This is a genomic window from Sphingomonas molluscorum, from assembly GCF_039522995.1.
Lineage (GTDB): Bacteria > Pseudomonadota > Alphaproteobacteria > Sphingomonadales > Sphingomonadaceae > Sphingomonas > Sphingomonas molluscorum.
Window position 1 is genome coordinate 38536 of sequence record NZ_BAAAEL010000010.1, and the last position, 26375, is coordinate 64910.

24 protein-coding genes and 1 other RNA gene are annotated in these 26375 nt (G+C 68.8%); 22 read left to right on the top strand and 3 right to left on the bottom strand.

Features of this window, described 5'->3' with window-relative positions:
* The first annotated feature begins 46 nt into the window (after positions 1 to 46).
* Both serA and ABDZ92_RS10655 read left to right on the top strand, forming a co-directional pair.
* Complete coding sequence (serA, locus tag ABDZ92_RS10650) at positions 47 to 1624, top strand: phosphoglycerate dehydrogenase (RefSeq protein WP_125962110.1); 1578 nt, start codon at positions 47 to 49, stop codon at positions 1622 to 1624.
* Between the two features lie 226 nt (positions 1625 to 1850).
* Positions 1851 to 2951, top strand: coding sequence for an ATP phosphoribosyltransferase regulatory subunit (locus tag ABDZ92_RS10655; RefSeq protein ID WP_125962111.1), 1101 nt, complete (start codon positions 1851 to 1853; stop codon positions 2949 to 2951).
* A 198-nt stretch (positions 2952 to 3149) separates the two neighbouring features.
* Here the strand turns inward: ABDZ92_RS10655 and ABDZ92_RS10660 are convergent, their stop codons facing one another.
* Positions 3150 to 4316 carry a PQQ-dependent sugar dehydrogenase gene (locus ABDZ92_RS10660; RefSeq protein WP_125962112.1) on the bottom strand — a complete coding sequence of 389 codons (1167 nt, stop codon included), beginning with the start codon at positions 4314 to 4316 and terminating at the stop codon, positions 3150 to 3152.
* Between the two features lie 231 nt (positions 4317 to 4547).
* On the opposite strand from ABDZ92_RS10660, the gene rimP reads away from it, so the two are divergent.
* From rimP to ABDZ92_RS10735, 15 genes are all read left to right on the top strand, one after another.
* On the top strand, positions 4548 to 5090 hold the full coding sequence (rimP, locus tag ABDZ92_RS10665; RefSeq protein WP_125962142.1) for a ribosome maturation protein RimP: 543 nt from the start codon (positions 4548 to 4550) through the stop codon (positions 5088 to 5090).
* A 4-nt stretch (positions 5091 to 5094) separates the two neighbouring features.
* A complete protein-coding gene (nusA, locus tag ABDZ92_RS10670) occupies positions 5095 to 6720 on the top strand; it encodes a transcription termination factor NusA (RefSeq protein WP_125962113.1) in 1626 nt (541 codons plus the stop codon).
* Entirely contained in the window at positions 6720 to 6956 is a 237-nt protein-coding gene (locus ABDZ92_RS10675) for a tautomerase family protein (RefSeq protein ID WP_125962114.1), read from the top strand. The genes nusA and ABDZ92_RS10675 overlap by 1 nt, the downstream gene beginning before the upstream one ends.
* A complete protein-coding gene (locus ABDZ92_RS10680; protein ID WP_125962115.1) occupies positions 6937 to 7740 on the top strand; it encodes a DUF448 domain-containing protein in 804 nt (267 codons plus the stop codon). Before ABDZ92_RS10675 ends, ABDZ92_RS10680 begins: the two co-directional genes overlap by 20 nt.
* 3 nt (positions 7741 to 7743) lie before the next feature.
* Complete coding sequence (infB, locus tag ABDZ92_RS10685) at positions 7744 to 10608, top strand: translation initiation factor IF-2 (RefSeq protein ID WP_272695177.1); 2865 nt, start codon at positions 7744 to 7746, stop codon at positions 10606 to 10608.
* 58 nt (positions 10609 to 10666) lie between these two features.
* Complete coding sequence (rbfA, locus tag ABDZ92_RS10690; protein WP_125962117.1) at positions 10667 to 11068, top strand: 30S ribosome-binding factor RbfA; 402 nt, start codon at positions 10667 to 10669, stop codon at positions 11066 to 11068.
* 31 nt (positions 11069 to 11099) lie between these two features.
* On the top strand, positions 11100 to 11363 hold the full coding sequence (locus tag ABDZ92_RS10695) for an AbrB/MazE/SpoVT family DNA-binding domain-containing protein (RefSeq protein WP_125962118.1): 264 nt from the start codon (positions 11100 to 11102) through the stop codon (positions 11361 to 11363).
* Complete coding sequence (locus tag ABDZ92_RS10700) at positions 11360 to 11746, top strand: type II toxin-antitoxin system VapC family toxin (RefSeq protein ID WP_125962119.1); 387 nt, start codon at positions 11360 to 11362, stop codon at positions 11744 to 11746. The genes ABDZ92_RS10695 and ABDZ92_RS10700 overlap by 4 nt, the downstream gene beginning before the upstream one ends.
* Positions 11746 to 12318: a thymidine kinase gene (locus tag ABDZ92_RS10705; RefSeq protein ID WP_125962120.1), complete on the top strand. Its 573-nt coding sequence runs from the start codon at positions 11746 to 11748 to the stop codon at positions 12316 to 12318. The genes ABDZ92_RS10700 and ABDZ92_RS10705 overlap by 1 nt, the downstream gene beginning before the upstream one ends.
* 189 nt (positions 12319 to 12507) lie before the next feature.
* The gene (locus ABDZ92_RS10710; RefSeq protein WP_125962143.1) at positions 12508 to 13194 is read left to right on the top strand and encodes a site-2 protease family protein; all 687 of its coding nucleotides are present in this window, start codon (positions 12508 to 12510) and stop codon (positions 13192 to 13194) included.
* 1 nt (position 13195) lies between these two features.
* Positions 13196 to 14089: a tRNA pseudouridine(55) synthase TruB gene (truB, locus tag ABDZ92_RS10715; protein ID WP_125962121.1), complete on the top strand. Its 894-nt coding sequence runs from the start codon at positions 13196 to 13198 to the stop codon at positions 14087 to 14089.
* An 11-nt stretch (positions 14090 to 14100) separates the two neighbouring features.
* A complete protein-coding gene (gene rpsO / locus ABDZ92_RS10720; RefSeq protein ID WP_125962122.1) occupies positions 14101 to 14370 on the top strand; it encodes a 30S ribosomal protein S15 in 270 nt (89 codons plus the stop codon).
* A 250-nt stretch (positions 14371 to 14620) separates the two neighbouring features.
* Positions 14621 to 16960 (top strand): polyribonucleotide nucleotidyltransferase, encoded by a 2340-nt coding sequence (gene pnp, locus ABDZ92_RS10725; protein ID WP_125962123.1) that lies wholly within the window; start codon positions 14621 to 14623, stop codon positions 16958 to 16960.
* A gap of 142 nt (positions 16961 to 17102) precedes the next feature.
* On the top strand, positions 17103 to 18110 hold the full coding sequence (locus tag ABDZ92_RS10730) for a sensor histidine kinase (RefSeq protein ID WP_125962124.1): 1008 nt from the start codon (positions 17103 to 17105) through the stop codon (positions 18108 to 18110).
* Positions 18111 to 18178: 68 nt separating this feature from the next.
* Positions 18179 to 18547 carry a DUF4440 domain-containing protein gene (locus tag ABDZ92_RS10735; RefSeq protein WP_125962125.1) on the top strand — a complete coding sequence of 123 codons (369 nt, stop codon included), beginning with the start codon at positions 18179 to 18181 and terminating at the stop codon, positions 18545 to 18547.
* Positions 18548 to 18594: 47 nt separating this feature from the next.
* Here the strand turns inward: ABDZ92_RS10735 and ssrA are convergent.
* Positions 18595 to 18935, bottom strand: a transfer-messenger RNA (tmRNA) gene (gene ssrA / locus ABDZ92_RS10740).
* A 49-nt stretch (positions 18936 to 18984) separates the two neighbouring features.
* Here ssrA and ABDZ92_RS10745 point away from each other — a divergent pair.
* The gene (locus ABDZ92_RS10745) at positions 18985 to 19416 is read left to right on the top strand and encodes an RrF2 family transcriptional regulator (protein WP_125962126.1); all 432 of its coding nucleotides are present in this window, start codon (positions 18985 to 18987) and stop codon (positions 19414 to 19416) included.
* 55 nt (positions 19417 to 19471) lie between these two features.
* On the opposite strand, the gene ABDZ92_RS10750 is transcribed toward ABDZ92_RS10745, so the two are convergent.
* On the bottom strand, positions 19472 to 20527 hold the full coding sequence (locus tag ABDZ92_RS10750; RefSeq protein WP_125962127.1) for a mannose-1-phosphate guanylyltransferase/mannose-6-phosphate isomerase: 1056 nt from the start codon (positions 20525 to 20527) through the stop codon (positions 19472 to 19474).
* A 176-nt stretch (positions 20528 to 20703) separates the two neighbouring features.
* Between ABDZ92_RS10750 and ABDZ92_RS10755 the strand changes: the two genes are divergently transcribed.
* From ABDZ92_RS10755 to ABDZ92_RS10770, 4 genes are read left to right on the top strand one after another with little or no spacing between them, the layout of a single operon-like run.
* The gene (locus ABDZ92_RS10755) at positions 20704 to 22092 is read left to right on the top strand and encodes a TIGR03013 family XrtA/PEP-CTERM system glycosyltransferase (RefSeq protein ID WP_125962128.1); all 1389 of its coding nucleotides are present in this window, start codon (positions 20704 to 20706) and stop codon (positions 22090 to 22092) included.
* Complete coding sequence (gene prsK / locus ABDZ92_RS10760; protein ID WP_206432253.1) at positions 22093 to 24138, top strand: XrtA/PEP-CTERM system histidine kinase PrsK; 2046 nt, start codon at positions 22093 to 22095, stop codon at positions 24136 to 24138.
* A complete protein-coding gene (gene prsR / locus ABDZ92_RS10765; protein ID WP_125962129.1) occupies positions 24135 to 25487 on the top strand; it encodes a PEP-CTERM-box response regulator transcription factor in 1353 nt (450 codons plus the stop codon). The genes prsK and prsR overlap by 4 nt, the downstream gene beginning before the upstream one ends.
* A gap of 38 nt (positions 25488 to 25525) precedes the next feature.
* Positions 25526 to 26344, top strand: coding sequence for an ATP-binding protein (locus ABDZ92_RS10770; RefSeq protein WP_125962130.1), 819 nt, complete (start codon positions 25526 to 25528; stop codon positions 26342 to 26344).
* The last annotated feature ends 31 nt before the right edge of the window (positions 26345 to 26375 follow it).

Genomic DNA, 26375 nt, shown 5'->3' on the forward strand with positions numbered 1-26375 from the left:
TAGGCTCCTGCCTTCGCAGGAGCACTGCATGCGACAGGAAACCTCCATGCCCAAAGTCCTCATCTCCGACAAAATGGATCCCAAGGCCGCCCAGATCTTCCGCGAGCGCGGAGTCGAGGTGGACGAGATCACCGGCAAGACGCCCGAAGAGCTGAAGGCCATCATCGGCCAGTATGACGGGCTCGCCATCCGCTCCTCGACCAAGGTAACCAAGGAAATCCTGGACGCCGCGACCAACCTGAAGGTGGTCGGGCGCGCCGGCATCGGCGTCGACAACGTCGACATCCCCGCCGCCTCGGCCCGTGGCGTGGTCGTGATGAACACCCCGTTCGGCAACTCGATCACGACCGCCGAGCACGCGATTGCGCTGATGTTCGCGCTCGCCCGCCAGCTGCCCGAGGCCGACGCCTCGACCCAGGCCGGCAAGTGGGAAAAGAACCGCTTCATGGGCGTCGAGCTCACCGCCAAGACGCTGGGCCTGATCGGTGCGGGCAACATCGGCTCGATCGTCGCGGACCGTGCGCGCGGCCTGAAGATGAAGGTCGTTGCGTTCGACCCGTTCCTCACCCCGGAGCGCGCGATCGAGATGGGCGTGGAGAAGGTCGATCTCGACACGCTGCTCGCGCGGGCCGACTTCATCACGCTGCACACGCCGCTGACCGACCAGACCCGCAACATCCTGTCGGCGGAGAATCTCGCCAAGACCAAGAAGGGCGTGCGCATCATCAACTGCGCGCGCGGCGGCCTGATCGACGAGGCGGCACTGAAGGCGGGGCTCGACTCGGGGCATATCGGCGGTGCGGCCCTCGACGTGTTCGTGACCGAGCCGGCAAAGGACTCGCCGCTGTTCGGGACGCCGAACTTCGTCTCCACTCCGCACCTGGGCGCATCCACCACCGAGGCGCAGGTCAACGTCGCGATCCAGGTCGCCGAGCAGATGGCCGATTTCCTGGTGTCGGGCGGCGTCACCAACGCGCTCAACATGCCGTCGCTGTCGGCCGAGGAAGCGCCCAAGCTCAAGCCGTACATGGCGCTTGCGGAGAAGCTGGGCAGCCTGGTCGGCCAGCTGGCGCACGGCGCGCTCAGCTCGATTTCGATCGAGGTCGAGGGTGCGGCCGCCGAGCTCAACCAGAAGCCGATCACCGGCGCGGTGCTCGCCGGGCTGATGCGCGTCCATTCGGACACGGTGAACATGGTCAACGCGCCGTTCCTGGCCAAGGAGCGCGGGCTGGAAGTGCGCGAAGTGCGCAACGAGCGCGAGGGCGACTATCACACGCTGGTGCGCGTGACGGTGCGCACCGAAGCGGGCGATCGCTCGGTGGCGGGCACGCTGTTCGGCAATCAGGCGCCGCGCCTGGTCGAGCTGTTCGGCATCAAGGTCGAGGCCGATCTGGCCGGGCACATGCTCTACATCGTCAACGAGGACGCGCCGGGCTTCATCGGCCGCCTCGGCACCACGCTGGGCGAGGCAGGGGTCAACATCGGCACCTTCCACCTCGGCCGCCGCAATGCCGGGGGCGAGGCGATCCTGCTGCTGTCGGTCGACGAGCCGGTGACGCCGGAACTCGCCGCCCAGGTTCGCGCGCTGCCGGGCGTGCGCACGGCGATGTCGCTGGCGTTCTAAGGAAGCGCACCAGCAAGTGCCCCGGCGGAGGCCGGGGCCCAGTTGGAATGGCGGCTAAGGTCCGCGCCAAAGCCCCGAGCGCTCCGCAACTGGGCCCCGGCCTTCGCCGGGGTACAGGTTGTGGAGCGCTACCGCTGCCAGCCAGCTTGTCGCGCGCGGGCACATCCCCTAGCTGCCGGCCATGAGACGGCGCGTCGATCCCGGCCGCCCAACAGGATGTTCTCCGATGACCGGCCTCTTGCCCGAAGGGTTCCACGACCGCCTGCCGCCCGCCGCCGATGCGGTGGCGCGGTTCGAAGGGCGCGTGCTGTCGGCCGCGCGCAGCTATGGCTATGAGCAGGTCGATCCGCCGCTCGCCGAGTTCGAGGATGCGCTCGGCCGCCGGCTGAAGGCGGCACGCGCGCAGGATGCGGTGCGCTTCGTCGATCCGGTGTCGCAGAAGACGCTGGCGATCCGCCCCGACATGACCGCGCAGGTCGGGCGCATCGCCGCCACCCGCATGGGCCACCACCCGCGCCCGGTGCGGCTGTGCTATGCCGGGCCGGTGCTGCGGCTGCGCGCCTCCGACCTCGCCCAGCGCCGCGCGCTGCGCCAGATCGGGGCGGAGCTGATCGGCCTCGACAGCGTGGCGGCGGTGCGTGAGGTGGTGAGCGTGGCCGTGGAGGCACTGGCCGCCGCGGGGCTCACCGACGTGTCGGTGGATTTCACCCTGCCGGACCTGCTCGACGCGCTCGCGGGCGATACGCTTGCGCCCGAGCAACTGCTTGCGTTGCGCGAGGCGCTGGATGGCAAGGATGCCGGCGCGGTTGCGGCGATCGATCCCGCCTATCTGCCGCTGATCGAGGCGGCGGGGCCGTTCGACCAGGCGCTGGCGCGGCTGCGCGCAAGCGATGTTGCGGGGAGTCTGAGCAGCCGGCTCGACGGTCTGGAGGCGATCGCCGAGGCGATCCGCGGCCGCGCGGCGCTGACGCTCGACCCGACCGAGCGGCATGGCTTTGAATACCAGAGCTGGGTCGGCTTCTCGCTGTTCGCGCGCGGCCTCAGCGCGGAGATCGGCCGCGGCGGCAGCTATGCCGTGGTGGGCGAGGACGGCAGTGCGGAGCCGGCGGTCGGCTTTTCGCTCTATGCCGACGTGCTGCTCGACGCGGGCGTGGGCGCGGATGCGCGGCGGCGGCTGTTCCTGCCGTTCGGCACGCCGGCGGAGACCGGCGCTGCGCTCAGGGCAGAGGGCTGGGTGACGGTGGCGGCGCTGACCGCGGACGACACGCCCGAGGCGCAGTTGTGCACGCACCGGCTGGGCGACGCGGGGCCGGTCGCGCTGGGGTGATCCCCTCCGTCACCGGCATCCCCTGAACCCGTTTGCCCTGAGTAGCGGCGTTAGCCGCGTATCGAAAGGCGGTCGCCCGGGGCGGCACCTCGATACGAGCCCTCGATACGCTGCTGACGCAGCTACTCGGTCTCTACTCGGCACGAACGGGGTGAGGAGGAGGCGCGAGGAAACTCCTCCTCCCGTCTCACTCCCGCCTCACCCCTTGGTCAGCTTCAGCAGGCGGCCGCCTTCGCCGTCCTCGATCAGCCAGATCGCGCCGTCCGGGCCCTGCTCCACGTCGCGGATGCGCTTGCCCATCGGCCACTGGTCGCCCTTGCTGGCATTGGTGCCGTTCACGCCGACGCGGACCAGCGCCTCGCTCGACAGGCCGCCGATGAACAGGTCGCCCTGCCACTCGGGGAACATCGCCCCCGTATAGACCAGGAGCCCGCCCGGCGAGATCACCGGGTTCCACGACACCTTGGGCGGCTCGAAACCGTCGCCGGGCTTGTGGTCGGGAATGTCGCGGCCGTCATAGTGGCTGCCGTTCGAGACCTTCGGCCAGCCATAGTTGCGGCCGGGCAGGATCAGGTTGACCTCGTCGCCGCCCTTCGGCCCCATCTCCTGCTCCCACAGATTGCCCTGGGCATCGAAGGCGAGGCCGAGCAGGTTGCGGTGGCCGTAGGACCAGACCGCGGGGTGGAAGCCGCGTCCGGTGAGGCCGGGGTCGCCCGCCGGCTTGCCGTCGAGCGTCAGGCGCAGCACCTTGCCGAGCGTCGCCTTGGGATCCTGTGCGGGATCGAACTTCTGGCGCTCGCCGTTGGTGAAGAACAGGTGCTGGCCGTCCGGTGCGAAGGCGATACGGCCCGAGTAATGGCCGTTGCCGGAAACGAAGGGGGTGGCGGCGAACAGTTCCGTGACACCCTCCAGCCGCGCGCCCTGCTCGGCATCATGCACAAGTCGACCACGCCACAGCTTCACGCCCTTGCCGCCGGGACCGGTGACGGAGCCCGAGAAATAGACGAGCTTGCTGCGCGCGAAATCCGGCGCCGCAACCACGTCCATCAGGGCGCCCTGGCCTTCGCTGTCGACGGCAGGAATGCCTGCAATCGGCCAAATGATGGGGTTGCCGCCTGTTGACTGCTGCACCAGCAGCATCCGGCCTGCCTTCTCCGTCACCAACATCCGCCCGTCGGGCAGGAAGGTCATCGCCCAGGGGGAGTCGAGGGTGGTGACCGGCGTCACTGCGAAGGGGCGACCGTCCGTAGCAGCGGGGGCGCTGCTCGCCTGGGGCGCGCTGCCGTTGGCGATGGCAGGATCGTTGGGCGCGCCGCAGGCGGCGAGTAGGATGGCGGCGGTGGCGCAGGCGATGGTGCGATGCATGAACGTCTCCCTGTTGCTGCCTCAACGCAGGCAGCGGTGCGGCGTTGCGCAGACCCTGCGCGCGTTTCGCGCTTGTCCTGATCCGGCGAACGCCCTATATCGCGGCTGTTCTCGACATTGGAAACCTTGGCGAGGTCGGACCCCACGGGTCCGGCGGCGGCGGGGCGTACCTTGGTTCGAACCGACTCTAAGGACCGGCGCTTGGCCGGCCGCAACGAACTGGAGCGTGGATTGGCGGACATCGCCGAACTCAACCGGCTGATCGAGCCCGAGGCCAAGGCCCTGGGGCTGGCGCTGGTGCGCGTGAAGATGTTCGGCGGCAAGTCGGATCCGACGCTGCAGGTCATGGCCGAGCGCCCCGACACCCGCCAGCTGACCATCGACGACTGCGCCACGCTGTCGCGTCGCCTGTCCGACGTGTTCGACGCGCTGGAGGCGGAGGGCCGCGACCCGATCGAGGGCGCGTACCGGCTGGAAGTGTCGTCGCCCGGCATCGACCGTCCGTTGACGCGGCTTCAGGACTTTGCCGACTGGGCAGGGCAGGAAGCGCGCATCACGCTGGCTGAGCCGATCGAGGGGCGCAAGCAGCTCACCGGCGACCTCGTCGGCGTCGAGGGCGACCAGATCACGATCGACGTGCGCAAGTTCCGCGCGATGACGGTGCCGTTCGCCGCCGTCGCCGACGCCAAGCTCACCATCACCGACAAGCTCCTCGCCGCCACCCAGCCGCTCGACGCGAGCGGGGCGGACGACATCATCGAAGTAGAAGGGTAAGCCCATGGCCACTGCCGTTACCGCCAACCGCGCCGAACTGATCGCGATCGCCGATTCGGTCGCGCGCGAGAAGCTGATCGACAAGGGCATCGTCATCGAGGCGATGGAGGACGCGATCCAGCGCGCCGCCCGTGCGCGCTATGGCGCCGAGAACGACATCCGCGCCAAGCTCGACCCCAACACCGGCGACCTGCGCCTGTGGCGCGTGGTCGAGGTGGTCGAGGCCGTCGACGACTATTTCAAGCAGGTCGACGTCGCCCAGGCGCAGAAGCTGCAGAAGGGCGCGGTCGTCGGCGACTATATCGTCGATCCGCTGCCCCCGATCGAATTCGGCCGCATCGCGGCGCAGGCCGCCAAGCAGGTGATCTTCCAGAAGGTCCGCGACGCAGAGCGCGAGCGCCAGTACGAAGAGTTCAAGGACCGCGTGGGTGAGATCATCACCGGCGTCGTCAAGCGCGTCGAGTTCGGCCACGTCGTGGTCGACCTGGGTCGCGCCGAGGGCGTGATCCGCCGCGACCAGCAGATCCCGCGCGAAGCGGTGCGCGTCGGCGACCGCACCCGCTCGCTGATCCTGAACGTCCGCCGCGAAAACCGCGGACCGCAGATTTTCCTGAGCCGTGCGCACCCGGACTTCATGAAGAAGCTGTTCGCGCAGGAAGTGCCCGAGATCTACGACGGCATCATCGAGATCAAGGCGGCCGCCCGCGACCCGGGCTCGCGCGCCAAGATCGGCGTCATCAGCCGCGACAGCTCGATCGACCCGGTCGGCGCGTGCGTCGGCATGAAGGGCAGCCGCGTCCAGGCCGTCGTCCAGGAAATGCAGGGCGAGAAGATCGACATCATCCCCTGGTCGGAAGACACCGCGACCTTTGTCGTCAACGCGCTGCAGCCGGCAAACGTCAGCCGCGTCGTGATCGACGAGGAAGAGGATCGCATCGAGGTGGTCGTCCCTGACGATCAGCTGAGCCTCGCGATTGGCCGCCGCGGCCAGAATGTGCGCCTGGCCAGCCAGCTGACCGCCAAGGCGATCGACATCCTGACCGAGGCGGATGCTTCGGAGAAGCGCCAGAAGGAATTCGTCGAGCGGTCCGCGATGTTCGAGCGCGAGCTCGACGTCGACGAGACGCTGGCGCAGCTGCTGGTCGCCGAGGGCTTCGGCGAGCTGGAAGAAGTCGCCTATGTCGAGGTGGACGAGCTTGCCGCGATCGAGGGCTTCGACGAGGACCTCGCCGCCGAGCTCCAGAACCGCGCGCAGGAAGCGCTGGAGCGTCGCGAGGAAGCGAACCGCGAGGCACGCCGTGCCCTGGGCGTCGACGACGCGCTGGCCGAGATGCCGTACCTGACCGAGGCGATGCTGGTCACGCTCGGCAAGGCGGGCATCAAGACGCTCGACGACCTGGCCGATCTCGCCACCGACGAGCTGGTCGAGAAGAAGCGCGCCGAGCCGCGCCGTCGCAACGACGATGCGGCCAAGCGCAGCGAGCCCAAGGGCGGCATCCTGGCCGAGTACGGGCTGTCGGACGAGCAGGGCAACGAGATCATCATGGCCGCGCGTGCGCACTGGTTCGATGACGAGGAAGCGGGCGAGGCTCCGGCCGAAGCGTCCACCGGCGAGGAGGCCGAGGCCTGATGCCGTTCGTCGACATTCGCCTGGCCGGCGCCGCCTCGCGCGAGCAGAAGGCGGCGATTGTCGCCGACGTCACGCGTTCGCTGGTCGAGCGGCTGGGCAAGAACCCGGCCGCCGTCCAGATCAACATCACCGAGCTCTCGACTGAGAATTATGGTGCGGGCGGCCAGCTGATCGCGGACCGCGATGCCGGCACGCCCCAAGCGAGGGAGGACGCGCATGCGGAACCCTCGCAATGATGCCGCTTCGGTAACCCCGCGCGCCTCCGGGCACCGCGGACAGCGTAATCCCGCCACGCCCCGGCCTCCGCGCGAACCGCGCGAGGGGCCGGAGCGCAGCTGCATCCTCACCCGCGAGACGGGTGAGCGGGGCGCGCTCGTGCGCCTCGCGCTGTCTCCGGACGGCGAGGTGCTGCCCGACGTCCATGCCAAGGCACCCGGTCGCGGCGCCTGGATCGGCGTCGATCGCGCCACGCTCGACGCGGCGATCGCCAAGGGCCGGCTGAAGGGTGCGCTGTCGCGCGCCTTCAAGACGCAGGCGATCACGATTCCCGACGACCTCTCCGACCGCATCGAACAGGCGCTGCAACGCGCCGCGCTCGAACGGCTCGGGCTGGAGGCGCGTTCGGGCAAGCTGGTTACGGGTGGCGAGCGGATCGTGAAGGCGGCGCGCAGCGGCCAGCTTCACGCACTCTACCACGCCTCCGACGCGGGTGCCGACGGGGCGGGCAAGCTCGCCCAGGCATGGCGCGTCGGGTCCGATCGCGAAGGCAGTGGCGTCAGGGGATTGGAATTGCCCGTCGGGCGTACCATATTGTCCTTGGCGCTGGGGCGCGAAAATGTGGTACATGTCGGCGTGACCGACAGACCAGCGGCCAGTCGGGTCGGCGAAGCGATCGCCCGATGGCTGCACTTTATCGGACCCGTACCCTCCTCCGTGTCTTGCGAAACCGAATCGCAGGGCGCATCGGCTGCCGGAACCTCGGCCGCCGCACAGACGACGACGAAGCAGGAATTCAGGTAACGCATGAGCGAGACGGACAACGACAAGCCGAAGCTGGGCGCGCGGGCACCGCTGGGGCTGAAGCGCACGGTGGAGACGGGCAAGGTGAAGCAGAGCTTCAGCCATGGCCGCTCCAACACCGTGGTCGTGGAGGTCAAGCGCCGCCGCGTGCTCGGCCGCCCGGGCGAAGAGCAGCAGCAGGGTGCTCCTGTCGCGGCACCGGAGGCCGCACCCGCGGCTGCGCCGGCACCCGCCCCGGCAGCGCCGCGTGCGCCCGCGCCGAACCCGGTTGCGACGAACGCCGGCCTGTCTCGCCACGAGATCCAGGCGAAGCTGCTGCGTGAGGCCGAAGAGGCCCGCATGACCGCGCTCGAAGAGGGCCGCCGTCGTGACGAGCGCCTGCGCCAGGAAGCGCAGGAGCAGGAGCAGCGTCGCGCCGAGGAAAGCCGTCGCGCGGCAGAAGCGCCGGCAGCGGCGCCTGCCGAGCCGGCCGCCCCGGCCGTGGAGCCGACGCCCGAGCCCAAGGTCGAAGCCGCGCCCGCACCGGCTCCGGCAGCGCCCGAGGTTTCCGAGCCGGTCGCCGTGGCACCTGCCGCTCCGACTCCCACCCCTGCGCCGACGCCCGCACCAGCCCCCGCGGCCGAAGCGCCGAAGCCGGCTGCGCCCGCCGCTGCCGCGCCGAAGCCGGCGGCCCCTGCCGCCCAGGCACCGCGTCGCCCGGCGGCACCGCAGCGTCCGCCGCAGCCGACGCAGCCCGTGACGGTGCAGTTCGACTCGTCGCTGCCCGCGCCGCGTCGCTTCACGCCCGTGCAGCGTCCCGAGATCCCGAAGCCCGAGCCCAAGCCCGCACCGGCTCCCACGCCGACGCCGAGCGCCTCGCCCGCTTCGAACAACGCCTCGCCTGCGAACCGTACGGGCGCCGCCCTCCCGCCGCGTCGCAACGATGCGCCGAGCCGGCCTGCACCGTCGCGCGACCGCAAGGGTGACGATCGCCGCCAGTCGGGCAAGCTCACCGTCACGCGTGCGCTTGGTGATGGCGACGGCGCGCGTGCGCGCTCGCTCGCGGCGCTGAAGCGCGCCCGCGAAAAGGAAAAGCGCCATTACGGCGGCCCGCGCGAGCCGCAGGCCAAGCAGGTCCGCGACGTGCAGGTGCCGGAGGCGATCACCGTCCAGGAACTCGCCAACCGCATGGCCGAGAAGGGCGCCGACCTGGTGAAGGCGCTGTTCAAGATGGGCATGCCCGTCACCATGACGCAGACCATCGACCAGGATACGGCCGAGCTGCTGGTGACCGAGTTCGGCCACAACATCGTCCGCGTGTCCGACGCCGACATCGACCTGGCGCTCGACACGACCGAGGACGCACCCGAGGCGCTGAAGCCGCGTCCGCCGGTGGTGACGATCATGGGCCATGTCGACCACGGCAAGACCTCGCTGCTCGACGCGCTGCGCGGCACCGACGTGGTGCGCGGCGAGGCCGGTGGCATCACCCAGCACATCGGTGCGTATCAGGTGACGCTGAAGGACAAGTCGAAGATCACCTTCCTCGACACGCCGGGCCACGAGGCCTTCACCGAGATGCGCGCGCGCGGTGCCGACGTCACCGATATCGTCGTCTTGGTGGTGGCGGCCGACGACGGGCTGATGCCGCAGACGATCGAGGCGATCAACCACACCAAGGCATCGGGCAAGCCGATGATCGTGGCGATCAACAAGATCGACAAGCACGAGGCGAACCCGCAGCGGGTGCGCGAGCGTCTGCTCGAGCACAACGTCCAGGTCGAGGAAATGGGCGGCGAGACGCAGGACGTCGAAGTCTCCGCGCTCAAGAAGATCGGTCTCGACACGCTGATCGAGAAGATCCAGCTGCAGGCCGAACTGCTCGAGCTGCGCGCCAACCCCGACCGCCAGGCCGAGGGTGCGGTGATCGAGGCGAAGCTCGACAAGGGCCGCGGCCCGGTCGCGACGATCCTGGTCAACCGCGGCACGCTCAAGGTCGGCGACGTGTTCGTCGTCGGTGCCGAGAGCGGCAAGGTCCGCGCGCTGATCGACGACAAGGGCCGTCAGGTGAAGCAGGCGGGTCCGGCGATGCCGGTCGAGGTGCTGGGCCTGTCTGGCGTGCCGATGGCCGGCGACCTGCTGCAGGTGGTGGAGAACGAGGCGCGTGCCCGCGAAGTCGCGGAATATCGCGCTGGCGTGATCCAGCAGAAGCGCACCACCAATGCGCCCGCGAGCTTGGAGAGCATGTTCTCCGCGCTCAAGGACAAGCAGGCGATCGAGTATCCGCTGGTGGTCAAGGCCGATACCCAGGGTACGGTCGAGGCGATCGTGGGTTCGCTCAACAAGATTTCGACCGACGAGATCCGGGTGCGCATCCTGCACTCGGGCGTCGGCGGCATCACCGAGAGCGATGTGACGCTGGCGGGTGCCTCGGGCGCGCCGATCATCGGCTTCAACGTCCGCCCGAACAGCAAGGCGCGCGAGATCGCCGAGCGGAACAAGGTGGCGCTGAAGTATCACGACGTCATCTACGACCTGGTGGACGAGATCCGCGCCGGCATGGCGGGCGAGCTCGGTCCCGAGGCGTTCGAGACGGTCGTGGGCCGCGCCGAGATCCGCGAAGTCTTCTCCGCGGGCAAGACGGGCAAGGCCGCCGGTCTGCTGGTGGTCGAAGGGGTCATTCGCAAGGCGCTCAAGGCGCGCATCACGCGCAACGACGTCATCATCTACCAGGGCGAGATCGCCTCGCTCCGCCGGTTCAAGGACGATGTCGCCGAAGTTCGTGCAGGCCTGGAATGCGGTGTGACGTTCACGCAGAACTTCACCGACATCAAGGCCGGCGACTTCCTTGAAACCTTTGAGGTCGAGCTGCGCGAGCGCACGCTCTGAGTATCCGTGTCACCCCGGCGGCGAGCCGGGGTGACACCCTTTTTTCTAAGATTGCACCATGAAGAACGAACCGCAGGAACGCTCCGTCCGCACGCTCCGCGTGGGCGAGCAGGTGCGCCACGTGCTGTCCGAGATCCTGCAGCGCGGCGACGTTCATGACGAGACGCTGGCCAAGCACATGGTGTCCGTGACCGAGGTGCGCATGTCCCCGGACCTGCGCCACGCGACCGTGTTCGTGAAGCCGCTGCTCGGCAAGGACGAGGAGGCGGTGCTGAAGGCGCTGCGCACCAACACCGCGTACCTGCAGCGCGAGGTCGCCCACCGCGTGAAGATGAAGTACGCCGCCAAGCTCAAGTTCCTGGCCGACGACAGCTTCGAGGAAGCGAGCCACATCGACGCGCTGCTGCGTGCGCCCAAGGTCGCGCAGGATTTGCGCGAGGAGCCCGGCGGCGACGATTGACGTTCCGGCCGGTAAGACGCATCTTACCAACATGGGTGCGCACACGCGGATTTCGGAAAAAGGGCAGGTCGTGGTGCCGAAGGCCACGCGCGATCGGCTCGGCTGGGCACCCGGCACCGAGCTCGACATCGTCGAGTCGACCGATGCTATCATCCTGCGTCCCCGCCGCCCGGGCGGCCAGCTAACCGTCGAACAGGGCATCGCTCGTCTGCGTACGCTGTACCGCCACGAGGGACCGCCAGTTCCGGTGGAGGCCCTGAACTGGTCTCCCGACGCGGATGACGACCCCGCGTGAGGGCGGTCGACACCAACATTCTCGCCCGATTGATCCTGCAGGACGAGCCCCACCAGGCGCGGCTTGCGGAGGCGATCGTCCGCGAGCCGGTGTGGGTCTCGCACACGGTGTGGATCGAACTGGGTTGGGTGCTCGGCAAGCGCCTGCGGCTGGACCATGCCACCGTCGCCGATGCGATGGCGACGCTGCTGATGCTGGAGACGGTCCACGTGGCCGACCGGGAGGGCCTGGCCTGGGCGATCGAACGCTATCGCGCCGGTGCCGACTGGGCGGATGCGGTGCATCTGGTGGCGGCGCGCGGCGTCGCCGACCGCTTTGTTACCTTCGACCGGGGGATCGCCCGGATCGACACGCCCCCTCTTCCCATCGAGACCCTCGCCTGATGGCCAAGCTCTATTTCTACTACGCGTCCATGAATGCCGGGAAGTCGACCACGCTGCTGCAGGCCGACTTCAACTATCGGGAGCGGGGGCTCACCACGCTGCTGTTCACCGCGGCGCTAGACGACCGGGCGGGCGCGGGGACGATCGGGTCCCGCATCGGCCTGTCGGCGCCGGCCGCGATGTTCGATGCCGCAACCGATCTCTACGCCGCCGTCGCCGCCGAGCCGGCGCCGGTCGGCTGCGTGCTGGTGGACGAGGCGCAGTTCCTCTCGGCGGAGCAGGTGGACCAGCTCGCGCGGGTTGCCGACGAGCTGAACGTGCCGGTGCTCGCCTATGGCCTGCGCACCGATTTCCAGGGCGTGCTGTTCCCAGGCTCGGCACGGCTGCTCGCGATCGCGGATGCGCTGGTGGAGATCAAGTCGGTGTGCGTGTGTGGGCGCAAGGCGACCATGAACCTGCGCGTCGACGCGGCGGGCCGTGCGGTGCGCGAGGGGGCGCAGACGGAGATCGGCGGCAATGACCGCTATCTCGCACTGTGCCGCAAGCATTTCTGCGAGGCGATGCGCGGGTAGGCGCGATCGGCACGCCTCCCCGTTTGCCTTGAGTAGGGATCGAGCTTGTCGAGAGCCCGTATCGAGAGGGCGGCGCCCGGTCTCTCGACAGGCCGTCTCGACAAGCTCGACGGCTGCTCGAGACGAACGGGAAAGGAATAAGGCTCGGACTTGCGGCAGCCCCCGCGCATCGCCACTGACACACCCATCATGGACATTGCACAAACCGCCTGGACCATCGCCGTGTGGCTCGTGCCGCTGGTGATCGCCATCGTCTTCCACGAGGTCGCGCATGGCGTGGTCGCCAATTGGCTGGGGGATCCGACCGCGGCCGAGCAGCGGCGGCTGACGTTCAACCCGATTCGCCACGCCGACCCGATCGGCACGGTCGCGCTGCCGCTGGTGCTCGCCGTCTCGGGCGCGCCGGTGTTCGGTTGGGCAAAGCCGGTGCCGGTGGATGCGGGGCGCCTGCGCAACCCGCGCTGGCACATGGTGCTGGTGGCGCTTGCCGGGCCGGGCATCAACCTGCTGCTGGCGCTCACCGCCGCGCTGCTGATCGCCGTTGTGGCGACGGTCACCGGCGAGGAGGCGGGGATCGTCAGCCGGTTCGTCGTCAGCAATCTCCTCAACTTCTTGCTGATCAACCTCTTCCTGGCGGTGTTCAACCTGATGCCGGTGCCGCCGTTCGACGGCGGGCACGTGGTGGAGGGGCTGCTGCCGCGCCCGCTCGCCTATCGCTACGCGCAGCTCGGGCGCTTCGGCATGCCGGTGCTGCTGCTCCTGCTGCTGGTGCTGCCGATGCTGTCGCCGCAGCTGAACGTGGTCGAGCGCGTGGTGTCGCCGATCGTGTTCGGCCTGGCCGACGCGCTGCTGCGGCTCGTCGGGCTGGGGGGCTGAGATGCACGGCTGGATATTGCTCGACAAGCCGCTGGGGCTCGGCTCCACGCAAGGGGTGAGCGCGGTCAAGCGCGCGCTGCGCGACGGCGGCTACGGCCGGTTCAAGGTCGGCCACGGCGGCACGCTCGATCCGCTGGCGACCGGCGTGCTGCCGATCGCGCTGGGGGAGGCGACCAAGCTCGCCGGGCGGATGCTCGACAGCGACAAGGTCTACGACTTCTCCGTGCAGTTCGGGGCGCAGACCGACACGCTCGATCGCGAAGGGGCGGTGATCGCGGAGTCCGACGTGCGCCCCACCCGCGCCGCCCTGGAGGCGGTGCTGGCGCAGTTCACCGGCCCGATTGCACAGGTGCCGCCCGCGTACTCGGCGCTCAAGGTCGATGGCCAGCGTGCCTATGATCTTGCGCGGGCGGGGGAGGAGGTCGTGCTCAAGAGCCGCGACGTCACCATCCACGCGCTGACGATCGCCGCGGCGGGCGATGGCGCGCTGGAGGAGGCAACCCTCACCGCCCATGTGTCGAAGGGCACCTATATCCGCAGCCTGGCGCGCGACATCGCGCTGGCGCTCGGCAGCGTCGGCCATGTGACGATGCTGCGGCGGGTGAAGGCGGGGCCGTTCGGGCTGGACGCGGCCATTTCGCTGGACAAATTGGTGGAACTCGGTAAGGGCCACGCGCTTGCACAAGCGCTTCTGCCGTTGAGGGCAGGGCTGGACGACATCCCGGCTTTTTCCCTCACCCCCGACCAGGCAGGGCGGCTCCGCCAGGGGCAGCAGTTGGTCGGGATCGCCGCTGACGATGGTCAGACCTTTGCGACGCTGGACGAGGTTCCGGTCGCCCTGGTCGAGGTCCAGCACGGGGTCGCCCGTGTCGTTCGCGGCTTCAACCTCGAATAGAAAGGACGACGATGTCGATCACCCCGGAGCGCAAGGAAGCGCTGATCAACGAACACGCCCGCGAGAGCGGTGACACCGGCAGCCCCGAGGTCCAGGTCGCGATCCTGACCGAGCGGATTTCCAACCTGACCGAGCACTTCAAGACCCACGCGAAGGACAACCATTCGCGCCGCGGTCTGCTGATGCTGGTCAACAAGCGCCGTTCGCTGCTCGACTACCTTCGCAAGAAGGATGCCGAGCGCTACACCGCGCTGATCGCGAAGCTGGGTCTTCGCAAGTAAGGAACGGCGCCCCGCGGGGCGCCGTTTTCTTATCCCCACATTGCCGGGGATATGGCACAAGGGCGCCGTCGCCTTCGGCGGCACCCACGAAATTCCTCCGACGTCTCTCTGCTGAAGCGGAACACGAAGGAGCAAGCAGGGCCGAGCGCAATCCGGCGACTTGGCCCCGAGCCCCAAACGGCTCATCCCTGCGGGCGGTGCCCGCAAGCTGCCCCGGACGGCATCGGGCCGCCGGAGTGAAGGAAACGACATGTTCGATATCAAGAAGACCAGCATCGAGTGGGGCGGCAAGACCCTGACGCTCGAGACGGGCCGCGTCGCCCGCCAGGCCGACGGCGCGGTGATCGCGACCCTCGGCGAGACGGTGGTGCTGTGCGCGGTGACCGCCGCGCGCTCGGTGAAGGAAGGCCAGGACTTCTTCCCGCTGACCGTCCACTATCAGGAGAAGTATTCGGCCGCGGGTCGCATCCCCGGCGGCTTCTTCAAGCGTGAGCGCGGTGCGACCGAGAAGGAAACGCTGACCAGCCGCCTGATCGATCGCCCGATCCGCCCGCTATTCCCGGAAGGCTTTTACAACGAGATCAACGTCATCGCTCAGGTGCTGAGCTATGACGGCGAGAACGAGCCGGACATCGTCGCGATGATCGCGGCGTCCGCTGCGCTCACCATCTCGGGCGTGCCGTTCATGGGCCCGATCGGCGCGGCGCGCGTCGGCTACCAGGACGGCGAGTATATCCTCAACCCGACGCTGGAGCAGACCAAGGCGGGCGAGCTCGACCTGGTCGTCGCCGCCACCCACGACGCGGTGATGATGGTCGAATCCGAAGCCAAGGAGCTTTCGGAAGAGGTCATGCTGGGCGCCGTCGTGTTCGCGCACCAGGAATCGAAGAAGATCGTCGAGGCGATCATCGACCTGGCCGAGCAGGCTGCCAAGGACCCCTGGGAGCTGACCCCCGTCGCCGACCAGTCCAAGCAGAAGAAGAAGCTGAAGGACCTGATCGGCGCCGATCTGGCCGCCGCCTACAAGCTGACGGGCAAGCAGGACCGCCAGAACGCGATCAACGACGCTCGTACCAAGGCGCGCGAGGCGTTCGCGGACCTGAAGGAAAGCGATCCCGCGCAGTATCTGGGCGTCCTCAAGCTCGTGAAGAAGCTCGAGGCGGACGTGGTGCGCACCGCGATCCTGAAGGAAGGCCGCCGCATCGACGGCCGCGATACCAAGACGGTGCGCCCGATCGAGGCGATGGTACACTTCCTGCCGCGCACCCACGGCTCGGCGCTGTTCACCCGCGGCGAGACGCAGGCGATCTGCTCGACCACGCTTGGCACCAAGGACGCCGAGCAGATGATCGACGGCCTGAACGGGCTCCACTACGAGCACTTCATGCTGCACTATAACTTCCCGCCCTATTCGGTCGGTGAAGTGGGCCGCTTCGGTGCGCCGGGTCGTCGCGAAGTCGGCCACGGCAAGCTCGCCTGGCGCGCGCTGCACCCGGTGCTGCCGTCGAAGGAAGAGTTCCCCTACACGATCCGCGTCCTGTCGGACATCACCGAGAGCAACGGCTCCTCGTCGATGGCGACGGTGTGCGGCGGTTCGCTGTCGATGATGGACGCGGGCGTGCCGCTCAAGCGTCCGGTGTCGGGCATCGCGATGGGCCTGATCCTGGAGGGCAAGGACTTCGCCGTCATCTCCGACATCCTGGGTGACGAAGATCACCTGGGCGACATGGACTTCAAGGTAGCCGGCACGTCCGAGGGCATCACCAGCCTTCAGATGGACATCAAGATCGCCGGCATCACCGAGGAGATCATGAAGGTCGCGCTGGCACAGGCCAAGGAAGGCCGTGCGCACATCCTGGGCGAGATGAACAAGGCGCTGGGCGAGACCCGCACCGAGCTCTCCGCTCATGCCCCCCGCATCGAGACCTTCACGATCGACAAGTCGAAGATCCGTGACGTCATCGGCACCGGCGGCAAGGTGATCCGCGAGATCGTCGCCACCACCGGCGCCAAGGTCGACATCGACGATGAGGGCGTGATCAAGGTCAGCTCGTCCGACACCGCGCAGATCGAAGCCGCGATCAACTGGATCAAGGGCATCGTCGAAGAGGCCGAGGTCGGCAAGATCTACACCGGCAAGGTCGTCAACATCGTCGACTTCGGTGCGTTCGTGAACTTCATGGGCGGCAAGGACGGCCTCGTCCACGTGTCCGAGATGAAGAACGAGCGCGTCGAAAAGCCGGGCGACGTCGTCACCGAGGGCCAGGAAGTGAAGGTCAAGGTGCTCGAGGTCGACCAGCGCGGCAAGGTCCGCCTGTCGATGCGCGTCGTCGACCAGGAGACCGGCGCCGAGCTGGAGGACACCCGTCCGGCACGCGAGCCGCGCGGCGAGCGCAGCGACCGTGGCCCGCGCGGCGACCGTGGTGACCGTGGTGACCGTGGCGATCGCGGTCCCCGCCGCGAGGGCGGCGAGCGTGGCGGCGAGCGCCGTCGCGAGCGCGGCCCGCGCCGGGAGCGCAGCGAAGGCGAGAACAAGGGCGGCGAGGACGGCGGCGACATCGGCCTGCCGTCGTTCATCACCGACAATTGATCGGTCGCTAAAAACCGATCGAAGAAGAGGGGCTCGCGGCAACGCGAGCCCCTTTTTCTTGCAGCCCTTCCAATTGCTTGTGCCCTGCGGCCGTGCCATGGAGCGCAGCCGCCCTGGGTGCGGCGGGGGAGCAGCACGCGTAATGCCGAAGGCGGGAAGCCATTTCCTGGAACGCTTGCCGCTCGCCAGCGATCGGCCGGTGCTGGGCGTATCGATCACGCTGATCCTGGTCGCGGGCGCCTTTGTCCTGCGCTGGTTCGCCGACCCGTTCCTGCCCAGCGGCTTTCCCTACGTCACCTTCTTCCCGGCGGTGATCGTCAGCTCCTTTCTGTTCGGAGTCCGGCTGGGGGCCTTGTCCGCGCTGCTGTGCGGGCTGCTCGCCTGGTACTATTTCATCCCGGAATACCGCAGCTTCGACGTTGCGGGGCCGGGCGTGCTCGCCCTTCTCTTCTACGTCTTTGTCGTCGTGACCGACATCGCGCTGGTGCACTGGATGCAGCGTGCCAACCGCAACCTGGCGCGTGAGCGCGAGCTGAGCCGGACACTCGCAGAAACGCGCGAGCTGCTGTTTTCCGAACTCCAGCACCGGGTGTCGAACAATCTGCAGGTCGCGGCGGGGCTGCTGTCGGTCCAGAAGCGGCAGGTGGCCGACACGACTGCGCGGGCGGCGCTGGACGAAGCGGCACGCCGGCTGGCGCTGATCGGCCGGATCAGCCGCCAGCTCTATGACGCCGGCGGGGCCACGCGCAGCATGCGCGAATTCCTGGAGCCGCTGTGCGCGGACGTGGTGGAGGCGAGCGGGCGTACGGGCGTGCGCTGTTCGATCAACGTGGCGGAAGACGCGCCGCTCTCCCCGGACGCGGCGATCCCGCTCGCGCTGATCGTTGCCGAGGCGATGGCAAACGCGATCGAGCACGGCTTTCGCGACAAGGACGGGGGCTGCATCGAGGTGCATCTGGCGCGGCACGGCGCCGACATGGTGAAGGTCGAGGTCCGCGACGACGGCGACGGCCTGCCCGATGGCTTCCGAATCGAGGCGTCCGACAGCCTAGGCCTCAAGATCGCGACGATGCTGGCGAGCCAGCTCAACGGGAAGTTCGATCTGATCCGCGAGCACGGGACGACCGCGCGGTTGCTGCTGCCCGCCTGAGCGAGAGCGGGAACCGCGCGTCTGCCCATGCGCTGACTGCGGACATCCCCTATCGCGAGGAGCATGCCGTGGACGACGAACGGGTCTGGCAGTTCGAGGAAAGCCTGTGGACGGGAGACGCGGAGCATTACCGCGCCTCCATCGATGACGAGAGCGTGATGGTCGTGCCGACCAAGCCGTTCGTCGTCACGGGCATGCAGGCCGCCGATGCGGTTTCGGATACGCCGCGCTGGGAATCCGTCGCCTTCTCCAACCAGCAGATCATGCGGCCGCAGGAAGGCCTGATCGTGATCGGCTATACGGCGGAGGCCGCGCGGGGCCAGGAGCGTTATGTCGCGCACTGCACCTCGACCTATCGCCGGCTGGCGCACGAGGAGTGGCGCGTGATCCAGCATCAGCAGACGCCGCCGCCGGTTGCGGAGGCCAGGGAAGCCTGAAGCTGGTGAGTGGGGAGCTTCTGTTGCCCGGTGCTCCCCGTACCGCTGGAATCCGCTTCTGTTGCCCGGTGCGGTCCAACCGCGCATTTTAGTCTAACCTTGGGCCGTTAAGCCGTAGGGTTAGGCCGCAATAGCGAGTGCTTCGTTATCGTTGGCACTTGTGTAATGGGCCGTTGCGGTGGTCCCATTCCGAGCGAAAACAGCGCCTTTCAACACACGTCGATCCTGGTTCGGCCCCGTCAGGACCGGCCTGGAAGGCTGGTTCTGGTGGAGCCGCCGGGTACTGCCCCCGGGTCCGCTGCGCCTAGTCTACGCCGCAGTTTATCGCCATATCCGGCCGAAGCCGGCAGAAGCGCATATAGCCACTCGGTTTCGGCAATTAAAGCCTGCCGCGGTCTTTTCATGGCCACAAAGGGCTGGCATGGGCTGCATCCAAGATGTTGACCCAGCGTTCCCGTTATGCGCTGCGCGCAATGTTGTTCCTGGCCGCCCAACCTCCGAGCGTCGCACCCACCCCGATGCACCGGATCGCGACCGGGGCCAACGTTCCGCGCAAGTTCCTCGAACTGATCCTCGCGGATCTGCGCGAGGCGGGGTTCCTGCTGTCCACGCGCGGCAAGGCCGGCGGCTATCGCCTCGCCCGTCCCAGCCACCTGATCTCGCTTGGGGAAATCATCCGCGTGATCGAGGGGCCGCTGGCGCTGGTGCCCTGCGTGAGTCGGACGGCCTATCGTCCCTGCAACGACTGCAAGGACGAGGCGGCCTGTGCGATCCGCATCGCCATGGCGCGGGTGCGGGACGAGACCGCCCGCATCCTCGACGGCACCAGCCTGGCGGACGCGACCGCCGAGGAACTGGCCGCCGCCTGACGCCTCGGCGCCGCCTGGTTTCCGCACCGGACGCGCCGGCGCGGGACGACCCGGCTCAGTCGCTCTTCATCGCCTCCAGCAGCCGCTTCACTTCCTGGGAGCGGCCGCGCGGCAGGATCAGGATGTCCTCGCCGCTTGCGACGACGATCAGGTCCTTGACCCCGACCATGGAGATGCGGGCGCGGTCGCTTCGGACCAGGCAGCCGCTGGTCTCCAGCATCAGCACCTCGGGACCGGCGACATTGTCGTTCTCGTCGCGGACGCTGATCGCGTGGAGCGCGTCCCAGCTGCCGACGTCGCTCCACCCCATCGCCACCGGGACGACGGCGACCTGCGCCGCCTTTTCCATCACGGCATAGTCGATCGACTCCGAAGGCGAGGCGGCAAAGGCTTCGGCTTCGGGATAGACGCGCTTGCCCTCATGCCGGGCGCGGCTCATCGCCGTTTCGGCGGCGACGCGCATTTCGGGCGCATGGGTGCCGAGCGCGCCGAGATACATGTCGGCGCGGAACAGGAAGATGCCCCCGTTCCAGGCGTGGCTGCCATCGGTCAGCATCGCCTCCGCCTTCTCCCGCGCGGGCTTTTCCACGAAACGCTCGACGCGGTGGGCACCGGGCGCGATCTCTTCGCCCACCTTGATCCAGCCATAGCCGGTCTCCGGCGAATCGGGGGCAATGCCGAAGGTGACCAGCCAGCCCTCCGCGACCAGCGGCAGCGCCGCCTCGATCGCGGCGTGGAAGGCGGGCACGTCGGCGATGACGTGGTCAGACGGCATCACCAGCAGCGGGGTGGCGTCCCCGCCTGCCGCCACCGCCGCCAAGGCGATCGCGGGCGCAGTGTTGCGACCCATCGGCTCCAGCACGAGCGCCTGGGCCGCCGCACCGATCTCGCCGAGCTGGTCCTCGATCTCCTGCGCGTGGGCGGCGTTCGCGACCACGATCGGCGCGCCGAACCGCGGTCCCGACGCCCGGCGCGCGGTCAGCTGGAGCATGGTCTCCTCGGCGGTCAGGCAGAGCAGCTGCTTGGGGCGCTCCCGCGTGGAAATGGGCCACAGCCGTGTCCCGGACCCTCCCGACAGGATGACGGGGACGATCGCGGTTGCGGACTGCATGTGGCGCTTCTCCATGGAAAATGAGATATGCCCCGAAGGATGCGGGGCATTAGACGTCAGGATGACGCAGCGCACAACGCACCGTCGGCGTCTGTGTTCAGCTTTTCTTTGGGTATTGTTGCAAGAGGGGAGGGGTGCCGACCGGGTTCTCACGCCCGGCCAGGAAATCGGGCGTCATGATCAGGCTGTTCAAGCACTACATACCCCATGCCGTGCTGTTGCTCGGGATGCTGGACTTCGCGCTGTTGCTGGTGTCGGCGGAGCTGGGCTGGATCGTGCGCGCCGGGCAGATCGGCATGGTCGCAGAGCCGATCCAGACGCGCATTCCCGAATTGCTGAGCTTCGCTGCGGCCCTGGAACTCGCGATGATCGCGGTCGGCGTCTATGGGGCGGAGGCGCTCCAGTCGCTGCGCTTTGCCGCCGCCCGGCTGATCGTTGCCATTGCACTGGGGGCGATCGCGCTGGCGGCGCTGTTCTTCCTGATCCCAACGATCACCTTCTGGCGCTCCAACCTGCTCTACGCGATGGGGTTCGCCGTCGTCCTGCTGCTGATGCTCCGGATCCTGCTCGGCCGGACGCTCGGAGGCCACGTCTTCAAGCGGCGGGTGGTGGTGCTGGGCGCCGGCCCCCGTGCCGCGCGGCTGAAGGCACTGGCGCGCGCGCCGGGGGCTACCTTCGTCGTGGTCGGCTATGTCGGCATGGGAGACGCCCAGCCGGTGATGCCCGAGGCGATCGGCCGCGAGGCGATCAACAACCTGGCCGAGCACGTCGTGCTGCTCAACGCGAGCGAAGTGGTGCTTGCGCTGGAGGAACGGCGCAACGCGCTCCCGCTCAAGGACCTGCTGCGGATCAAGACCACCGGTGTCCACGTCAACGAGCTCTCGACCTTTCTGGAGCGCGAGACCGGGCGCGTCGACCTGGACAGTGTGAACCCGTCCTGGCTGATCTTCTCCGACGGATTCTCGTCCGGCCGGGTGTTTTCCAGCATGTTCAAGCGGCTGTTCGACGTGACGGTCAGCCTGCTGCTGCTCGTCCTGGTGCTGCCGGTGCTGGTGCTCGCGGTGCTGGCGGTCAAGCTCGACAGCCGGGGACCGGCCTTCTACCGCCAGCGCCGGATCGGCCTCTATGGCCTGGCCTTCGACATCATCAAGCTGCGCTCGATGCGGGTGGATGCGGAGGTCGGCGGCAACGCCGTCTGGGCGGAAAAGGATGACCCGCGCATCACGCGGGTCGGTCGCGTCCTGCGCAAGCTGCGCATCGACGAACTGCCCCAGTGCTGGAGCGTGCTGAAGGGCGACATGAGCTTCGTCGGCCCGCGCCCCGAACGCCCCCAGTTCGTCGACGATCTCGAGCAGCAGCTTCCCTATTATGCCGAACGGCACATGGTGAAGCCCGGCATTACCGGATGGGCGCAGATCAACTATCCCTATGGCGCCTCGATCGAGGATTCGCGCCAGAAGCTCGAATACGACCTCTACTACGCCAAGAACTACTCGCCGTTCCTGGACCTGCTGATCCTGCTCCAGACGGTGCGGGTGGTGCTCTGGCCCGAGGGCGCGCGCTGAATGCTGCCCGACCTCATCCTGTGGAGCCACGCGCTGGCCGCGCTGCTGTTCGGGATGCTGGCGATCTGGGCGGTCCGCAGCCGCGAGCTGCCGCGCGCGATCCGCGTCAGCTTTGCCGCGGCGCTGGTGCTGACGGCCCTCTGGGCCCTGTCGGTCGCCGGCATCGGCAATGCGGAGCCCGTCACGGTGGTGGTGGAGGGAGTGCGCAACCTCGCCTGGCTGGCCGTCATGCTGGCGATCCACCGCTGGGGCGGTGCGCGCTACCTGACGCTGCCGATCGCCTATGCGGTGGTGGCGCTGGTGGTCGCGTTGCAGGTGGTCCTGCAACTGCTGGCGGCCGAGGCAAAGCCGGAAGCCGTGGCCACCGGCCTGATGCGCGCTGCGCTGCTGATGCGCGCCCTGTCGGCAGCGGGGGGGCTGGTGCTGCTCTATGGGTTGAGCACGGGGCTCGGCCGATCGGGACTGCGGCTGGCGATGACGGCGATCGGGGCATTGTGGCTGATCGACGTCAACCTCAGTGCGCTCCGCTATCTGACCGGGGACGCACCGGGCGAGTTCCAGGCGATGCGTGGCCTGGCACTGGCGCTGCTCGCCGCCGTCATCGCGCTTGCCTTCCATCGCAGCGGCGGGCGCGAGTTGCGGGTGTCCCGCACCGCGACGCTGCACTCGCTCTCCGTTCTCGGCCTGGTGGGCTATGTGCTCGTCATGATCGCGGGCAACGCGGCCCTGGCGAGCTTGGGCGGCGACCATGCACGCGTTCTCCAGACGGCGTTCGTCTTCGGGTCGACCGCCGCGCTGCTGACGCTGATGTCGTCGACCTGGCTGCGCGCCTGGGTTCGGGTCAAGCTCACCAAGCACCTGTTCCAGCACCGTTACGACTATCGTGTCGAATGGGCCCGCTTCACCGAGACGCTGGGGCGGCCGCAGGGCGGCGCGCCGCTCGCCGAGCGCGTGGTCAAGGCGATCGCGGACCTTACCCAGTCCCCGGCGGGCATGCTGCTGATCGCAGGCGAAGAGGGGCTGGAGCGCGCCGCCGGCTGGAACTGGCCGATGGAAGGACCGACGCCGGAGCCGGCCGCTGCCCTCGCCCGGCATCTGGCGGAGAGCGGACGGGTGCTGGAGCTCGACGCAGTCCGCTCGGGCATTGCCGAGCGGATGGATGCGGAGGCGATCCCCGCATGGCTGCTGGACCTGGCGGATGCCTGGGTGGTCGTGCCGCTGCCGCACCTGGGACAGCTCGTGGGCGCGATCCTGGTGGCGCGGCCGCCGGTCGACCGAGCGCTCGACTGGGAAGACTTCGACCTGCTCAAGATCGCCGGGCGTCAGGTCGCCAGTTATCTGGCCGAGGCGCGCGCGACCGAAGCCCTGCTGGAGGCGCAGCGGTTCGACGAGTTCAACCGGCGCTTCGCCTTCATCCTGCATGACCTGAAGAACCTGGTCAGTCAGCTGAGCCTGGTCGCGCGCAATGCCGAGCGCCATGCCGACAACCCGGAGTTCCGCGCCGACATGGTGGCGACCTTGCAGGAGTCCGCCGCACGGATGAACGACCTGCTCGCGCGGCTTGCGCAGCGGCAGCCGGCGGCGGCGGGCATGCCGAGGCCGCTCGACCTGGTGGCGCTGGCGCATGGGATCGCCGACGCGCGGCGCGCCCAGCATGCAGTGCGCGTGGAGGCCGAGGAACCGGTTCGCGCGATTGCCGATGCGGCGCGGCTGGAACAGCTGCTGGGGCATCTGGTCCAGAATGCCGTGGAGGCGAGCGCGCCGGACATGCCGGTGATGCTGCGCGTGCGCCATGCCGAGGACATGGCAGCGATCGAGGTCATCGACTGCGGCCAGGGCATGTCGCCGGCATTCGTGCGCGAGCGTCTGTTCAAGCCGTTCGTCTCCTCGAAAGCCGGCGGTTTCGGGATCGGCGCGTTCGAGGCGAGCCAGCTGGCGCAGGCGATGGGCGGACGGGTCGAGGTGACCAGCCGCGAGGGGCAGGGATCGACGTTTCGCGTGCTGCTGCCGCGTGCCCCGCAATCAACCATGGAGGAGGCGGCATGAGCGCCGAGATGCGACGGCTGCTGATCGTCGAGGACGACCTGGGCCTCCAGCGGCAGCTGCGCTGGGCCTATGAGGGCTATGCGATCACGGCAGTGGGCGACCGTGCGGCGGCGCTCGCGGCGCTCCGGGCCGAGGAGCCCCAGGTAGTGACGCTCGACCTGGGGCTGCCGCCCGACCCGGACGGCACCACCGAGGGGTTCGCCACGCTGGAGGCGATGCTGGCGCTGAAGCCCGACACCAAGATCATCGTCGCATCCGGCCACGGCGCCCGCGAAAGCGCGCTCAAGGCGATCGCGATGGGGGCGTTCGATTTCTACTCCAAGCCGATCGACATCGACACGCTGGGGCTGATCGTCGCGCGCGCGTTCCACGTCCATGCGCTGGAGGCGGAGAACCGACGCCTGGCGGCGCGGATCGAGGGCGAGACGGCGCTGGGCGGCATGCTCACCGCCGCGCCGGAGATGCTCAAGGTCACGCGAACCATCGAGCGGGTGGCGCCGGCCGACGTGTCGGTGCTGCTGCTGGGGGCGTCGGGCACCGGCAAGGAACTGCTGGCGCGCGGGCTGCATGACGCGAGCCCGCGCGCAAAGGGGGCGTTCGTCGCCATCAACTGCGCGGCGATCCCGGAGACCCTGCTCGAAAGCGAGCTGTTCGGGCATGAGAAAGGCGCCTTCACCGGCGCGATCAAGACCACCGCGGGCAAGATCGAGGCTGCGCAGGGCGGGACGCTGTTCCTGGACGAGATCGGCGACGTGCCGCTGCCGTTGCAGGTGAAGCTGCTGCGCTTCCTGCAGGAGCGGGTGATCGAGCGGATTGGCGGGCGCAAGCCGATCCCGGTGGACACGCGCATCGTCTGCGCGACCCACCAGGACCTGGACGCGATGGTGGCGGACGGACGCTTTCGCGAGGACCTCTACTATCGCCTGGCGGAGATTGTGGTGCGGATCCCGTCGCTGGCCGAACGGCCGGGGGACGCCGGGCTGCTCGCGCGGCATTTCCTGCGCCGCTATGCGCGCCAGATGAACGCAGGGGTGACCGGCTTCGCACCCGATGCTCTGGCCGCGATCGATGCCTGGAACTGGCCGGGCAACGTGCGCGAGTTGGAGAACCGGGTGAAGCGCGCCGTCATCATGGCGGACGCCAAGCAGGTCACCGCCGCAGACCTGGACCTCGACCATGGCGAGGCCGAGCCGATCAACCTGAAGGCGATCCGCGAAGAGGCGGACCGCCGCGCCATCCGCCATGCGCTGGCGCGGGCGCAGGGGAACATTTCCGGCACCGCGCGGCTGCTGGGGATCAGCCGGCCGACGCTCTACGACCTGATGAAGGCCTATGACTTGCAGCCGTGAGCTTGCCTGACGCCATCGGGCGCGGGTAGCGCGGGCGGATGGACGCCCATCCCGACACGCTGGCGCGGATCGCCGCTGCGCTCGAACGGCTCGCGCCGACGCCGCCGCACGCTGCCGATCCGCTCGCCCATCCCGCCTATCTGTGGGACGGAACGGTGCTGAAGGCCGCGCGCGCGTTCGATCCGCTGCCGATCGCGCTGCTGTCGGGCATGGAGGCGCAGAAGGCGAGCTTCGTTGCGAACCTCCAGCGGCTGGCCGGCGGCATCGCGGCACAGGACGTGCTGCTGTGGGGTGCGCGCGGGACCGGCAAGTCGGCGCTGGTGAAGAGCGCCGTCGGCGCCGTGCAGGCGGAAGGTGCGGCGCTGGCGCTGATCGAGGTGGTGACGCCGCGGCTGGAGACGCTGCCGGCGCTGTTCGCGGCCATTGCCGATGCGGGGCGGGCGTTTGCGATCTTCCTGGACGACCTCGGCTTCGAGCATCCGGGCGAGGCGAGGGCGCTGCGCTCCCTGCTCCAGGGCGGGGCGGAGGCGCGGCCCGCAAACGCACGGCTGGTGGTGACCTCCAACCGCCGCCACCTGATGCCGCGCGACTTGGCCGAGCAGGCGAGCGCGATCAACCCGCGCGATTCGGTCGACGACAGCCTGGCGCTCGCCGATCGCTTCGGGCTGAGCCTGGGATTCCATGTCGTCGATCAGGACGCCTATCTGGCGATCGTCGCCGGCTATTGCGCGACCCACGACCTGCCGTTCGATCCCACCGACGCGGTAGGCTGGGCGACGCGCCGTGGCAGCCGCTCGGGCCGCATCGCGTGGCAGTATGTCACCGACCTGGCGGGCCGGCACGGGCGCGCATTGTAGCATCTATGCTCCTGCCTGCGCAGGAGCATGG